The sequence below is a fragment of the Streptomyces sp. NPDC001781 genome, from assembly GCF_053596035.1.
This window is the reverse complement of record NZ_JBSFFI010000029.1, coordinates 22,669-36,423: the sequence shown is the minus strand read 5'-3', so window position 1 is coordinate 36,423 and position 13,755 is coordinate 22,669. Positions and strand designations below refer to the sequence as shown.

Below are 13,755 nucleotides of genomic sequence, written 5' to 3'. Positions count from 1 at the left end.
GCGTTCAGTCCCGCATCACCTTCATCCCGCCGTGCGGTCCCCCCGTCCCCGTGAGGGCGAGCGCCCCGTCCCGGTCCGTGCGCAGGACCGCGGCCCCGGTGGAGCGAAGGGCGGCCAGGGTCGTGGGGGCAGGGTGACCGTACGGGTTGCCGGTGCCGCAGGAGATGAGGGCCACGCGAGGGGCGGCGAGGTGGAGGAGGGCGGGGTCCTGGTAGGCGGAGCCGTGGTGGGCGACCTTCAGGACGTCCACTCGGGACAGGTCGGCTGCCCGGGGCGTGCGGAGCAGTTCCTGCTGGGCGGGGGGTTCCAGGTCGCCGAGGAGCAGCAGACGGAGACCGGCGGTGTGGACCAGGAGGGTGATGCTGGCGTCGTTCGGGCCGTCCGGGGGCGCCGGTGCGTCCGCCTGCGGCCACAGGACGCGCCAGGTCAGCGGGCCGACTCGGCGTTCCTCTCCCGCCGCCGCCGTGGTGAGAGGGATGTGGTGGGTGGCCGCCTCGCGGCGCACGGACTCGGCCTGGTCGGCTGGCTCGGCGAACCCCGTGGTCTCGATCGCGGCCACCGAGCGGCCGCGCAGCACCCCGGAGAGCCCTCCCACGTGGTCGGCGTGGAAGTGGGTCAGGACGACCAGGGGGATGCGGGTGATGCCCAGCTCGCGCAGGCAGCGGTCGACCAATGCCGGATCGGGGCCCGCGTCCACCACGACAGCGGTACCGGGTCCGGCGGACAGTACGGTGGCGTCGCCCTGGCCGACGTCGCACATGGCGAACCGCCAGTCGGGCGGGGGCCAGCCGGTGACCGCGCGGGTCAGCGGGGCGGGGCGTACGACCACCAGCAGCAGGAGCAGGGCGAGCGCGCCGCACCACCAGGGGTGCCGGATCAGGCGCCGGCCGAGGAGGGCGAGGGCCACGGTGACGGCGGCCAGCAGCAGCGCTCCCGGCCAGCTGCCGGGCCAGTCCACGCCCGCACCGGGCTGGGCCGCGCCGGTACGGGCGACGGTGGCGATCCATCCGGCGGGCCAACCCGCGCACCGGGCCAGCATTTTGGCCAACGGCATCGCCGTCGGTGCCGCGGCCAGCGCCGCGAACCCGAGGACGGTCGCGGGAGCCACGGCCGGCTCGACCAGCAGGTTGCACGGCACCGCCACCAGGCTCACCCGCGCCGACAGCACCGCCACGACCGGCGCGCAGGCCGCCTGGGCCGCCGCGGCCGCCGCCAGCCCCTCCGCGAGCCGGGCGGGCACCCCGCGCCGCAGCAGCGCCTCGCTCCAGCGCGGCGCCAGCAGAAGCAGCGCGCCGGTCGCCAGGACCGAGAGGACGAAGCCGTAGCTCCGGCTCAGCCAGGGGTCGTACAGGACGAGCAGGAGCGCGGCCGTGGCCAGCGCCGGTACGAGCGATCTGCGGCGGCCGGTCGCCAGGGCCAGCAGGGCGACCGAACCGCACGCCGCCGCCCGCAGCACGCTGGGGTCGGGACGGCACACGATCACGAACGCCACGGTCAGCGCGCCCGCCATCAGGGCGGTGGTTCTGAGGGAGAGGCCCAGGAAGGGGGCGACGCCCCGGCGTTCGGCGAGGCCGGCCATGCCGGGTGGGCCGATGAGGAGGGCGAGCAGGATGGTGAGGTTGCTTCCGGAGACGGCCAGGGTGTGCGCCAGATCGGTCGCCTTGAAGGCCTCGTCCAGTTCGGGGCTGATGCGGGAGGTGTCGCCGACGACGAGGCCGGGCAGCAGCGCCCGTGCGTCCGCGGGCAGTTCCTCGGTCGCTTGCCGTAGGCCGGCTCGGAGGCGGCCCGCCAGGCGCTGCGGTGCGGTCGGGCCCGAGACGATTTCCGGAGGCGGCCAGTTCCGTACGCGCAGGACGGCGGCGGTGCGGTCGCCGGCCGTCGTGGGGGGTGCGAGCCGAGCTGTCAGGCGGAGCCGGGTGGTGGGGAGCAGGCGGAGCCAGCCCGCCCGTGCCCCGGACCCGCCGCCTCGCGCTCCGGGCGCCGGTACGTCCGCGTCCACGACGAGGAGTACGGGACTTCTGGTGAGGGCCCCCTCCCCTCCCCCCACCCCCTCCTCCCCCACCCTCCGCACCTCACCCCGGGCCAGCACCCCCACCGGCGCCGCATGATCCCCCCGCACCCGGGGCCTGCTCAGCCACGGGTCGCCGGTCAGCTCCACCTCGACCGCCACCGTGCCGTACCTCCGCGCCACCTCCGGCACCGGGCCGCGCCGTACGTCGGCCCCGTGCAGCCCCGCCGAAACGGCGGACGCGGCGACACAGAGCAGCACCGCGGCGACCGGAACGCGGCACCGGCCGGGATGCGCGCGGAGCAGCGCGACCCCGCCGGCGAGGCAGACGGCCGCCACGCTCAGGCTCCAGGCCGGCGGAACGTCCAGTACCAGCGCCGCCGTTGCCCACGCGGCGAGCGCGGGCCCTGCCAGCCGCAGGTCGACCGGGCCCTCCTGACGGGGATGGGAGTCGCCCTTCCCCCCGGGGCCGGACTCGGCGGTCACGGCCCGACCCGGGCGCGGAGGTCCGAGAAGCGCCGGTCACCGATGCCGTCCACCTGGCGCAGTTCGTCCACCGAGCGGAAACCGCCGTGCTGGGTGCGGTAGTCGACGATGCGCTGAGCCAGCACCGGTCCCACGCCGGGCAGCGTGTCGAGCTGCTCGACCGTCGCCGTACCGAGCGAGACGGGAGCCGACGGCCCCCCACCGGCCTGCGGCACCGCACCCGCACCCGCACCCGCACCCACCGGAGGCGGAGCACCCGGCGCCCCCACCACGATCTGCTCTCCGTCCACCAGGAACCGGGCCCGGTTCAGCCCCTCCGCCCGCACCCCCGGCCGCACTCCCCCGGCAGCCCGCAACGCGTCCGCCACCCGCGACCCCGACGGCAGCCGCCGGATCCCCGGATCACGCACCTTCCCGCTGACGTCGACCACGATCTGCCCACCCGGCGAAGCGGAGGCGGGCACGGCCGCCGGCCGCTCCGGCCCCTCCGCCTCCTTCTCCCGCACCGGAGACTCCCGCACCACCTGCGGCGCGCTCACGCTCTCCGTACGCCCCGCCCAGAAGTGCTGCCCGGCGAGCACGACGGCCAGCGCCAGCACCACCCCGAGCGCCAGGACCCCTCGCCGCTCCACCGCGCACCGCGCCTGCACCCACGTCGGCACCCGGTCCCGCAGCGCGAGCCCGGCCCGCTCCCGCCAGCCGGAACCGGCACCCGCGACCCCGGCGTCCAGGCCCCCCGGCGGCCCACTTCCCGACTCGCCCGGAGCCTCGCCGAACAACTGCCCGGCCCGGCGGCGCGCCTCCTCCCCGGGCACCGGCGCCCGGTGCCGGCCGCGCCCCCGCCCGGGGGAAGGCCGGCACCGCACACGGCTGTCGGAGGAAGGCCCCCTGCCGGGACCGCTGGTCATGGTGGCCGCTCGGGGCAGTGGTCGAAGTGTCATGAACCGAGGATCGGACACCCCGTCGGAAAAAGTGGATCTTGGTCGATTTCCGTGGAGAGGAGCCTGGTTGTGGACAACTCCGTCACCCGCACGGGCGGACGGCCGCCCTGGACGACCCGTCGGGCCGGCTCCGGGCGCCGCGGGCATTCCTCAACGCGGGGAGACCACTACCCCCAGCAGACCGGGGCCGGTGTGCGCCCCGATCACCGCACCCACCTCGCTGACATGCAACTCCGCCAGTCCCGGCACCCGTTCCCGCAGCCGGTCCGCCAACGCCGCGGCGCGTTCGGGCGCGGACAGATGGTGGACGGCGATGTCCACCTCCGCCCCGGCCGCCCGCTCCGCCACGATCTCCTCCAGCCGTGCGATCGCCTTCGACGCCGTACGCACCTTCTCCAGCAGATCGATCCGCCCGTTCTCCAGCCTGAGCAGCGGCTTGACGGCGAGGGCCGAGCCGAGGAGGGCCTGGGCGGTGCCGATGCGGCCGCCCCGGCGGAGGTAGTCGAGGGTGTCGACGTAGAAGTGGGCGGAGGTGCCCGCGGCGCGTTTCTCGGCGGCCGTCACCGCCTCGTCGACCGTGCCGTCGCCCTCCGCGGCCTCGGCGGCGGACAGGGCGCAGAAGCCGAGGGCCATGGCGACCATGCCGGTGTCGACGACCCGGACCGGTACGGGCGCCTCGCGGGCGGCCAGTACGGCCGCGTCGTAGGTGCCGGACAGCTCGGAGGAGAGGTGCAGGGAGACGATGCCGTCGGCGCCGGTGTCAGCGATCTCGCGGTAGGCGCGGGCGAACTCCTCGGGGCTCGGACGGGAGGTGGTGACCGGGCGCCGCTTCTGCAGGGCCTGGGCCAGGGAGCGGGTGGAGATCTCGGTGCCCTCTTCGAGCGCCTGGTCGCCGAGCACCACGGTCAGCGGCACCGAGGTGATGCCGTGGCGCTCCATCAGCCCCGGCGGCAAGTAGGCCGTTGAATCGGTGACGATAGCGACATGGCGGGACATGAGCTGGAGGTTACCTGCCGTAGCTCCGGCACGGCAGTCCAGCCCCGGCGGAGGTCGCCCCGCCTCAGGTGGTGCTCTCCGGGCGCGGCTTCTTCTGCCAGGGGTGGGCGGGCCGGGCGGCGGGAGGGTTGATGGCCTGTGCCGCCGGCTCCTGGGGCCAGGTCTGGCGGCGGGCGGCGGCCTCGTCGGTGGCGGCCGGGGCCTCGGGCCAGGGCGCGGTGGTCTGGCCCGTGGCGGTGGTCCAGTGCCGCAGGGCGCCCGCCTCGATGTCGATCTGGGAGCTGAGGGCGTCGAGGTCGTCCTCGGCGAAGCGGCTCGCGCGGTCGCGGGCGGCCCAGCGCAGGGAGTCGGCGGAGGCGGTGATGCGCTCGGTGCGGGTGCGCAGCTCGGGCAGGCGGGCGGTGAGCGTGGCGCGGTCGGGCTCGGACTCCAGGTGCTTGAGGACGACGTCCAGCTCTCGGCCGTGCACGCTGAGGCGTTCGAAGAGGCCGAGGGACTCCTTCAGCGAGGCGTCCTCGGCCGGCCCCGCGTGCAGGGCGTCCTGGGTGGCGCGCAGGGAGGTGCGCAGGCTGAGCCGGAGCTGGGCGATCTCACCGGCGGGGCCGGGGCGGCTGAGCGACTTGGCGCGCAGGGTGTGGTCCTCGACGGTGCGGCGGCCCTGGGCGATGGTGCGGTCCACGCCGCGCTTGGCGGCGCCGACCGCCTTCACCGTGGCGTAGGTGCCGAGGGCGACGAGCAGCACGAAGAGCACGGCGAACACGGTGATCACTGCTTCCATGACGCGTTCCTCCTCAGGACGCGGCCGCGAGCCGCCTCGTTCTCCACGGTAAACGCACCGGGCAGGCCCCGGGTTCCATCGGAACCCGGAACCTGCCCGTAGGGGATCGCCCCGACACGCGGCCGGGCGCCCGGGTCACCGGGCGCCCGGCGGGGCGCGTCCTCTCAGCCGCTGACGATGTTCACCAGCTTCGGGGCCCGCACGATCACCTTGCGGATCGGCGCGCCGCCCAGCGCGGCGACGACCTTCTCGTCCCCCAGCGCGGCCTTCTCCAGTTCCTCGTCGGAGATGTCCGGCGCCACCTCCAGGCGGGCCTTGACCTTGCCCTTGATCTGCACGACGCAGGTCACGGTGTCGTCGACCAGGTACCGGGGGTCCGCCACCGGGAAGTCGTGGTGGACGACGGAGTCGGTGTGGCCCAGCTTGCGCCACAGCTCCTCCGCGATGTGCGGGGCCAGCGGGGCGATCATCAGCACCAGCGGTTCGGCGACCGTGCGGGGCAGGGCGCCACCGCTGCCGTACGCCTTGGTCAGGTGGTTGTTCAGCTCGGTGACCTTGGCGATGGCCGTGTTGAAGCGCAGCCCCTCCAGGTCCTGGCCCACGCCGTCGATCGCCTTGTTCAGGGCGCGCAGGGTGTCCTCGCCGGGGTCGGCGTCGGTGACGGTGAGTGCGCCGGTGTTCTCGTCGACGATGTTGCGCCACAGCCGCTGGAGCAGCCGGAACTGGCCGACCACCGCGCGGGTGTCCCAGGGGCGGGAGACGTCCAGGGGGCCCATCGCCATCTCGTACAGGCGCAGGGTGTCGGCGCCGTACTCGGCGGCGATCTCGTCCGGGGTGACGGCGTTCTTCAGGGACTTGCCCATCTTGCCGAGCAGCCGGGAGACCTTCTCGCCCTGGTACCAGAAGGCGCCGTCGCGCTCCTCGACCTCGGCGGCGGGGACGGCGATGCCGCGGCTGTCGCGGTAGACGTACGCCTGGATCATGCCCTGGTTGAACAGCTTGTGGAACGGCTCGGCGGACGAGACGTGTCCCAGGTCGAAGAGGACCTTGGACCAGAAGCGGGCGTACAGCAGGTGCAGCACGGCGTGCTCGGCGCCGCCGACGTACAGGTCGACGCCGCCGTGCGGCATGCCCTCGCGCGGGCCCATCCAGTACTGCTCGACGGCCGGGTCGACCAGCCGGCGGTCGTTGTGCGGGTCCAGGTAGCGGAACTCGTACCAGCAGGAACCGGCCCAGTTGGGCATGGTGTTGGTCTCGCGGCGGTACTTGCGGGGGCCGCGCCCGTCGCCCAGGTCCAGGGTGACGTGGACCCACTCGTCGTTGCGCGAGAGCGGGGTCTCGGGCTGGGTGTCGGCGTCGTCGGGCTCGAAGGTGCGCGGGCTGTAGTCCTCGACCTCGGGCAGCTCCAGCGGGAGCATCGACTCGGGCAGCGCGTGGGCGATGCCGTCCTCGTCGTAGACGATCGGGAAGGGCTCGCCCCAGTAGCGCTGGCGGCTGAACAGCCAGTCGCGCAGCCGGAAGTTGACGGTGCCCTCGCCGATGCCGGCCCCGGTCAGCCACTCGGTGATGCGGGCCTTGGCCTCGGGGACGGGCAGGCCGTCGAGGGTGACGGACTCGCCGGCGGAGTTCACCAGTTCGGCGTCGTGGGAGACGAAGGCGTCGTCCCAGGTGGAGGTGTCGGTGCCGCGGCCGTCGGTCGGCTCGACCACGCAGCGGATCGGCAGCTCGAAGGCGCGGGCGAACGCGAAGTCGCGGGTGTCGTGGGCGGGGACGGCCATGATGGCGCCGGTGCCGTAGCCCATGAGGACGTAGTCGGCGATGAAGACCGGGACCTGCTCGCCGTTGACCGGGTTGACCGCGAACACACCGGTGAAGACGCCGGTCTTGTCCTTGGCCTCGGCCTGGCGCTCGACGTCGGACTTGGCCGCGGCCTGCGCGCGGTAGGCGGCGACGGCCTCGGCCGGGGTGGCGTGGCCGCCGGTCCACGCCTCACGGGTGCCCTCGGGCCACGCCTCGGGGGTGAACTTCTCCACCAGCGGGTGCTCGGGGGCCAGCACCATGTAGGTGGCGCCGAACAGGGTGTCGGGGCGGGTGGTGAAGACGGTGATGCGCTCCCCGTCGACGGGGAAGTCGACACGGGCGCCCTCGCTGCGGCCGATCCAGTTGCGCTGCTGGAGCTTGATGGCCTCGGGCCAGTCCAGCCCGTCCAGGTCCGACAGCAGGCGGTCGGCGTAGGCGGTGATGCGCATGTTCCACTGGCGCAGCTTGGCCTTGAAGACGGGGAAGTTGCCGCGCTCGGAGCGGCCGTCCGCGGTGACCTCCTCGTTGGCCAGCACGGTGCCCAGGCCGGGGCACCAGTTGACCGGCGCGTCGGAGGCGTAGGCCAGCCGGAACTCCCCCAGCACGTCGGCGCGCTCGGCGGCGGTCAGTTCGCTCCACGCGCGCGTGTGGCCCGGTACGGGGCGCTCACCGGACTCGAAGAGGGCGACCAGCTCGGAGATGGGGCGGGCCTTCTTCGCCTCGTCGTCGTACCAGGAGTCGAAGATCTGGACGAAGATCCACTGGGTCCACTTGTAGTACTCCGGGTCGATCGTGGCGAACGAACGGCGCTTGTCGTGGCCCAGGCCCAGCCGGCGGAGCTGGGCCTTCATGTTCTCCATGTTGGCCTCGGTGGACACGCGGGGGTGCGTGCCGGTCTGCACCGCGTACTGCTCGGCGGGCAGGCCGAAGGCGTCGAAGCCCAGGGTGTGCAGGACGTTGTGCCCGGTCATGCGCTGGAAGCGGGCGTAGACGTCGGTGGCGATGTACCCCAGCGGGTGACCGACGTGCAGGCCCGCGCCGGAGGGGTACGGGAACATGTCCATGATGAACTTCTTGGGCTTCGCCGCCAGCTCGGCGTCGTCCGCCAGGTCACCGGTGGGGTTCGGCGCGGCGTAGGTGCCGTCGAGGTCCCAGAAGTCCTGCCAGCGTGCCTCGATCTCGGCCGCGAGGGCGGCCGTGTAGCGGTGCGGCGCGGCCTCCGCCGGCGCGGCAGCGGTGGCGGCGGGGTTCGTCTCGCTCATGATCCTCAAAGCTCCATCGATCGTCTCTGCCCGCGGAAACGAAAAAGCCCCTCACACAGGAGGGGACGCCGCGCCGATGCCGACCGCCCGGTGCGACCGGTGGTCGGTACTGATCAGCGCGGCTCGCTAAGCAGAAGGCGTACAGCACGCATGGCGCTAGGGTACCGCAGCCCTTGAGCAAGCCGCGACGCGCGTGCGTATGCAGGTGAGACATGTCCGTACGGCCGCCAGATCTGAATCCGGGTCAAGGATTACTTCGCGTAACAGTCACTAAGGGACGACGCCGCAGGTGATTCGTCTTTTGATAACAACGCAATAACTCAATCCTCGTACTGATCGGTATGGCTCCACCTAGAGTTCGGCAGCGGGACCGCCTTCCCGAAACTGCTCGGAGTTGCCCCCATGAACCCTCGTCGTAGTAACAGCTCGCTCCCCAAGCCCGGCCGGTCGGCCTACGGTGTGGCGTCCGCTGTCGTCCTGCTGCTCATACCGGTGGTCGTGCTGGTGGGAGGCAGCCAGTTCCAGGAGTTCCTGAACTTCGGCGCGGGCGTGCTGTCCCTCGTCTCGCTGAGCTGTTCGGTCATCTGGGGCCTGGTCGCCCAGGACCGGGTGCTGCTCAACACGCGTCAGCGGATCATCGGCCAGGCGGTGCACCGGACGACGGCGGTCGCCTCGATCGCGTTCCTGCTGCTGCACATCACCACCAAGATCGCGCTGGAACACACCCAGCTCATCGCGGCCCTGGTCCCCTTCTCCCTCGGCGTCACCGGCAGCGGCGGGCTGATCGGCCTGGGCTCCCTGGCCGGCCTGCTGATGGTCTTCGTCGGCGTCACCGGCGCCCTGCGCAGCAACTTCGCCACCCCGGCCCCCGTGGCCGCCCGCTGGCGCGCGATGCACATGCTCGCCTACCCGGCGTGGTGCGCGGCACTGGTGCATGGGCTGTACGCGGGCCGCCAGGCCAAGCCGGTCTTCGTGATCCTCTACAGCCTCTCCCTGCTGGGTGTGATGGCCGGCCTGGCGCTGCGCGCCGCCCCGCGCCCGGTCAAGCACCGGCTCGCCGACCGCGTGGTCGGCCTCTTCGGCGGCGCCGACGCCTCCGACCTGGACCGCCTGGAGGCGAGCCGGAGCCGCCGCGAGGAGCCCGGGTTCGACAACCGCCGCGAGCCCCGCCGCGCCCCCGAGACCCCCTCCGGGCCGCTGTACCAGTCCCCGGCCGCCCCCGCCCCGGACCCCGGCTTCGCCGCCGCCTACCGCACCGCGGGCGGCCCGGGCACCGTCCGGCAGACGGTGAACCCCGCCGGCTCCGGGCCGAGCTGGCCGGTGCCGTCCCCGCCCCCGGTCGGCGAGGCCCCGCCCTCCTCCTACGACCCGATGCAGGACACCGGATACAACATCCCCGCCTATGGCGATCCGGGCGCCCCCGGGTACGGCGGAAGTGATGTGTACGACACCGGTGAGACGAACGCCCGGTACGGGACGTACAACTCCTTCGAAACGTTCAACAGCGGCCCCGCCTCTGAAGCGGTCCCCGGCGCCGGGTACGACGCGCCGGGTTCGGGCGAGCCCTGGAACACGCCTTCCGGAGGCCATAGGTGAACGAGGCCCTTCCCGACGTCCCCGAGGTCCGCGTGGTCGGACTTCCCCAGCTCACGTCGGGTTTCGACCTTGTGGAGCGGCTCGACCTGCCCATGCACCTGAAGGTGCACGGGCCGCTGGAGCCGCTCGGCGGTGAGCAGCTCGCGCAGCTCGCCGAGAAGATCCATCTCAAGGGGCGCGGCGGCGCGGGCTTCCCCTTCCACAAGAAACTCCGCGCGGTCGCCGAGGCGGCGATCAAGAAGGGCGTACGCCCGGTCGTGGTCGTCAACGGCAGCGAGGACGAGCCGGCCTGCCGCAAGGACACGGTGCTGATCAACCGTGCCCCGCACCTGATCCTGGACGGCGCGCTGCTGTGCGCCGAGGCGATGGGCGCGCGCACGCTGGTGATCGGCGTGACCCGCGAGTCCACCCAGCGCTCGATGGAGGCGGCCCTCGCCGAGCGCGGCCTGAGCAACTCGCGCCGCTCGGCCCTGCGCGCCTGGGTGCAGCGCAACCCGGTGCGCATGGTCACCGGCGCCGCCGCCTCCCTGATCCGCTCGGTGGACGGCGGCCCGGCGATCCCGCCCGGCCGCAAGATCAGCGCCTCGCAGAGCGGCGTCGGCGGAGCCCCGACCCTGCTCTCCAACGCGGAGACCTTCGCCCAGTTGGCCATCGCCGCCCGCATCGGTCCCGAGCGCTACGGCAACACCGGTCTGTACGACGAGCCGGGCACGGTGATGCTGACGGTGTCCGGCGCGGTCGCCCGCCCCATGGTGATCGAGGCCCCCACGGGTGTGCCGCTGCGCTACATCCTCCAGCTGGCGGGCGCCCCGCCGGTGCCGCAGGGTGTGCTGACCGGCGGGTACCACGGCAAGTGGATCGACGCGGCGACGGTGAACGAGGCGGTCGTCTCCCGCAACTCGCTGGAGGCGGTGGGCGGTGCGCTGGGCGCGGGCGCGATCCTGCCGATCAGTCAGGAGACGTGCCCGCTGGGCGAGTCGCTGCGGGTGGCGCAGTGGCTGGCCGACGAGAGCGCCGGGCAGTGCGGCCCGTGCTACCTCGGGCTGCCCGCCGCCGCACGGGGCATGGAGGACATCATCAACGGCGGCGGCCCGGCCGCGCTGGAGGCGCTGAAGCAGGTCGCCAAGAACGTGAAGCGGCGCGGGGCGTGCTCGCACCCGGACGGCTCGGCGATGTTCCTGGAGTCGACCATCAAGGCGTTCACGGACGACCTGGCCGCCCATGTCCTCGGCAACGGCTGCGGACGCCCCGTGGAGGGCGTGCTGCCGCTGTTCGAGGGCGGCCAGCTCCCCGCCGGTCTCACGGGCGGCGCGGCGCCGGAGGACTCGGGCGGCAGCCGCCAGAAGATCTACGTCGACTGGACGCTGTGCCGGGGTCACGGGCTGTGCGCGGACATCCTCCCGGAGGTCTTCCAGCTGGGCGCGGACGGCTTCCCGACGGTCGCCCAGGCCCAGGTCCCGCGCTACGCGGAGGCGAAGGCACTGCGCGCGGTGCGCCGCTGCCCCGCGCTCGCCCTGCGCATCGAGGAGGACACCCGCGGCCAGGCGCCCGCCCGGAACCTCCCGGTGGTCTCCCAGGGGCGGGGACGGCGCGCACTGGGCCGCTGAGGCGAGCGGGCGGGCCGCCCGGGACGAGGACGGCCCGCCCGCTCGCCGACGAGATCCGCCAACACGACGAAGGCGGACCGTCTTTACGACGGTCCGCCTTCGTTTCCTGTGGAGCTAAGGAGAATTGAACTCCTGACCTCCTGCATGCCATGCAGGCGCTCTACCAACTGAGCTATAGCCCCTTGCTGTTTTCCGCCCGGTTTCCCCGGCGGCGATGCCAACTTTACACGGACCAGGGGGTGGAACACCAAATCGGTTCCCGCACCGGCCCACTCTCGGCACGGACGCGGACGGAATGTCCGTTATGCCGTGACGAACGAGTAGAACCGCTTGAGCGTGCAGTGCTCCTCCAGCAGCCGGCCGTAGATCGGCTCCCCCTCGAGTTCGCGGTACGTCTCGATGGGGTCGCCTTTTATGATCAGCGCCCGTGCGCATTCCTCGCACCAGTACTGGTAGTCGGGGTTGATCGGCTCCATGTCGCGGACGATCGGGGTGCCGCTCCCGCACCAGTCGCACTTCCGCCTGTGTGCACCCATCGCTCAGCTCCAGCTATGGCCACGGGCCACGTGCGCGGAACCTCCAAGGATGCTCGCAGGCATCGCCACTCCCTCCCGTCGGGCCGAGCCCCCTTCCGGCCGTCTGATTCTGCCACGGCCGGGCCTGCACGGTCAGCGACGCCTCAGTACCGGTCCGGACACGGTCGCCCCCTGGCGAAGACCGTTCCCGGAGGTATACGACCCTGGAACGCGAACGACTCAAGCGGGCGGCCGGAGCGGGGGACAAGAAGAAGATCCCGCCCCTCGAGGGGACGGGATCTTCATCACCGATCTCTGCGCACCCACCAGGAGTGCCGATCTGTGGAGCTAAGGAGAATTGAACTCCTGACCTCCTGCATGCCATGCAGGCGCTCTACCAACTGAGCTATAGCCCCTCGCGTCCTTCCCGCTCCGCGGGCCGAACAAGAAGAACTTTAGCCTGTGACCTGCCGGAAAGTGAAATCCGGGTCCCGGGGCCCCGGCCGGGGGGCTTCGGTGCGGCTCAGTCGTCGTCGCCGAGGACCGGCTCGGGCAGGGTGCCGGCGTTGTGCTCCAGCAGCCGCCAGCCGCGGGCGCCCTCGCCGAGCACCGACCAGCAGCAGTTGGTCAGCCCGCCGAGACTCTCCCAGTGGTGCGACTCCAGACCGAGCAGCCGGCCGATGGTCGTACGGATGGTGCCGCCGTGGCTGACCACCACGAGGGTGCCGTCCTCGGGCAGCTTCTCCGTGTGCCGCAGCACGACGGGGGCGGCCCGGTCGGCGACCTCGGTCTCCAGCTCGCCACCGCCGCGCCGGACCGGCTCGCCGCGCTTCCATGCGGCGTAGTCGTCGCCGAACCTGGCGATGATCTCCTCGTGCGTCAGGCCCTGCCAGACGCCCGCGTAGGTCTCGCGCAGTGCCTCGTCGCGGACGACGTGGAGGCCGGTGAGGGCGGCCAGCTCACCCGCCGTGTCCGAGGCGCGCCTGAGGTCCGAGGCGATGATCGCGTCCGGGCGGAGCGAGGCGAGCTGCCGGGCCGCCCGGCGGGCCTGGGCGATGCCGGTCCCGGTGAGCTCGACGTCCGTGGTGCCCTGGAAGCGGCGTTCGACGTTCCACGCGGTCTGGCCGTGCCGCCACAGGATGATGCGGCGGCCCGGGCCCGTACGGTCGGTCACCTCACCGGTGGCGCTCATCAGCGCTCCTGGCCGGGCTCGTCACCGGCCTCGTCCGCGTGCAGCTTGGCGTGCTCCTCGGCCTTGCCGCGGGTGGCGCGGGCCTCCTCGGGAAGCTCCAGTTCGGGGCAGTCCTTCCACAGGCGCTCCAGGGCGTAGAACACGCGCTCCTCGCTGTGCTGGACGTGGACGACGATGTCGACGTAGTCGAGCAGGATCCAGCGGGACTCGCGGTCGCCCTCGCGGCGGACGGGCTTGGCGCCGCGCTCCTTCAGCAGGCGCTCCTCGATCTCGTCGACGATCGCCCGGACCTGGCGGTCGTTCGGCGCGGAGGCCAGCAGGAAGGCGTCCGTGATCGACAGCACGTCGCTGACGTCGTAGGCGATGACGTCGTGGGCGAGCTTGTCGGCGGCCGCCTGGGCGGCGGTGTTGATGAGGTCGAGGGAACGGTCGGTGGCGGTCACTGTGCGGCTTTCGTTCGAGGACGGGGTGCGGGGTGCGAGGACTCGGGTGGGCCCGGCCGGGGGCGGGGCGCCCGCCGGTGGCACCAGGACTCCAAGGGTCTCACGCGCGGCCGGGCCCACCCCACGTGTTC

General features: G+C 72.9%; 10 protein-coding genes and 2 tRNA genes. 2 read left to right on the top strand and 10 right to left on the bottom strand.

Annotated elements, in window-relative coordinates; all coding sequences use genetic code 11:
- Nucleotides 1-4: 4 nt before the first annotated feature.
- The 5 genes from ACWCV3_RS23535 to leuS form a co-directional block, all read right to left on the bottom strand.
- Nucleotides 5-2,494, bottom strand: coding sequence for a ComEC/Rec2 family competence protein (locus tag ACWCV3_RS23535; RefSeq protein ID WP_451227494.1), 2,490 nt, complete (start codon nt 2,492-2,494; stop codon nt 5-7).
- A complete protein-coding gene (locus tag ACWCV3_RS23530; protein ID WP_451227491.1) occupies nt 2,491-3,435 on the bottom strand; it encodes a helix-hairpin-helix domain-containing protein in 945 nt (314 codons plus the stop codon). Before ACWCV3_RS23530 ends, ACWCV3_RS23535 begins: the two co-directional genes overlap by 4 nt.
- Nucleotides 3,436-3,585: 150 nt before the next feature.
- Nucleotides 3,586-4,431, bottom strand: coding sequence for a DegV family protein (locus ACWCV3_RS23525; RefSeq protein WP_451227488.1), 846 nt, complete (start codon nt 4,429-4,431; stop codon nt 3,586-3,588).
- A gap of 64 nt (nt 4,432-4,495) precedes the next feature.
- Complete coding sequence (locus ACWCV3_RS23520; RefSeq protein ID WP_451227486.1) at nt 4,496-5,209, bottom strand: hypothetical protein; 714 nt, start codon at nt 5,207-5,209, stop codon at nt 4,496-4,498.
- Between the two features lie 164 nt (nt 5,210-5,373).
- Entirely contained in the window at nt 5,374-8,271 is a 2,898-nt protein-coding gene (gene leuS, locus ACWCV3_RS23515; protein WP_451227483.1) for a leucine--tRNA ligase, read from the bottom strand.
- A 402-nt stretch (nt 8,272-8,673) separates the two neighbouring features.
- Between leuS and ACWCV3_RS23510 the strand changes: the two genes are divergently transcribed.
- Together ACWCV3_RS23510 and ACWCV3_RS23505 are read left to right on the top strand one after the other, a co-directional pair.
- Entirely contained in the window at nt 8,674-9,867 is a 1,194-nt protein-coding gene (locus ACWCV3_RS23510) for a cytochrome b/b6 domain-containing protein (RefSeq protein WP_451227481.1), read from the top strand.
- A complete protein-coding gene (locus ACWCV3_RS23505; protein ID WP_451227478.1) occupies nt 9,864-11,474 on the top strand; it encodes an NADH-ubiquinone oxidoreductase-F iron-sulfur binding region domain-containing protein in 1,611 nt (536 codons plus the stop codon). Before ACWCV3_RS23510 ends, ACWCV3_RS23505 begins: the two co-directional genes overlap by 4 nt.
- 109 nt (nt 11,475-11,583) lie before the next feature.
- Here ACWCV3_RS23505 and ACWCV3_RS23500 read toward each other — a convergent pair.
- The 5 genes from ACWCV3_RS23500 to rsfS form a co-directional block, all read right to left on the bottom strand.
- A tRNA-Ala gene (locus ACWCV3_RS23500) sits at nt 11,584-11,656 on the bottom strand.
- A 120-nt stretch (nt 11,657-11,776) separates the two neighbouring features.
- Nucleotides 11,777-12,010, bottom strand: coding sequence for a hypothetical protein (locus ACWCV3_RS23495; RefSeq protein WP_006136074.1), 234 nt, complete (start codon nt 12,008-12,010; stop codon nt 11,777-11,779).
- 322 nt (nt 12,011-12,332) lie between these two features.
- Nucleotides 12,333-12,405: transfer RNA gene (locus tag ACWCV3_RS23490), tRNA-Ala, on the bottom strand.
- A gap of 107 nt (nt 12,406-12,512) precedes the next feature.
- Nucleotides 12,513-13,181, bottom strand: coding sequence for a histidine phosphatase family protein (locus tag ACWCV3_RS23485; protein ID WP_451227475.1), 669 nt, complete (start codon nt 13,179-13,181; stop codon nt 12,513-12,515).
- On the bottom strand, nt 13,181-13,624 hold the full coding sequence (rsfS, locus tag ACWCV3_RS23480; RefSeq protein WP_030814988.1) for a ribosome silencing factor: 444 nt from the start codon (nt 13,622-13,624) through the stop codon (nt 13,181-13,183). The genes ACWCV3_RS23485 and rsfS overlap by 1 nt, the downstream gene beginning before the upstream one ends.
- Nucleotides 13,625-13,755 lie beyond the last annotated feature (131 nt).

Bases quoted from the DNA above. Each gene is read 5' to 3' on its own strand.
- ACWCV3_RS23485 (WP_451227475.1), bottom strand. From the start codon at position 13,181: ATGAGCGCCACCGGTGAGGTGACCGACCGTACGGGCCCGGGCCGCCGC.
- ACWCV3_RS23525 (WP_451227488.1), bottom strand. From the start codon at position 4,431: ATGTCCCGCCATGTCGCTATCGTCACCGATTCAACGGCCTACTTGCCG.
- ACWCV3_RS23510 (WP_451227481.1), top strand. From the start codon at position 8,674: ATGAACCCTCGTCGTAGTAACAGCTCGCTCCCCAAGCCCGGCCGGTCG.
- ACWCV3_RS23530 (WP_451227491.1), bottom strand. From the start codon at position 3,435: ATGACACTTCGACCACTGCCCCGAGCGGCCACCATGACCAGCGGTCCC.
- leuS (WP_451227483.1), bottom strand. From the start codon at position 8,271: ATGAGCGAGACGAACCCCGCCGCCACCGCTGCCGCGCCGGCGGAGGCC.
- ACWCV3_RS23495 (WP_006136074.1), bottom strand. From the start codon at position 12,010: ATGGGTGCACACAGGCGGAAGTGCGACTGGTGCGGGAGCGGCACCCCG.
- ACWCV3_RS23520 (WP_451227486.1), bottom strand. From the start codon at position 5,209: ATGGAAGCAGTGATCACCGTGTTCGCCGTGCTCTTCGTGCTGCTCGTC.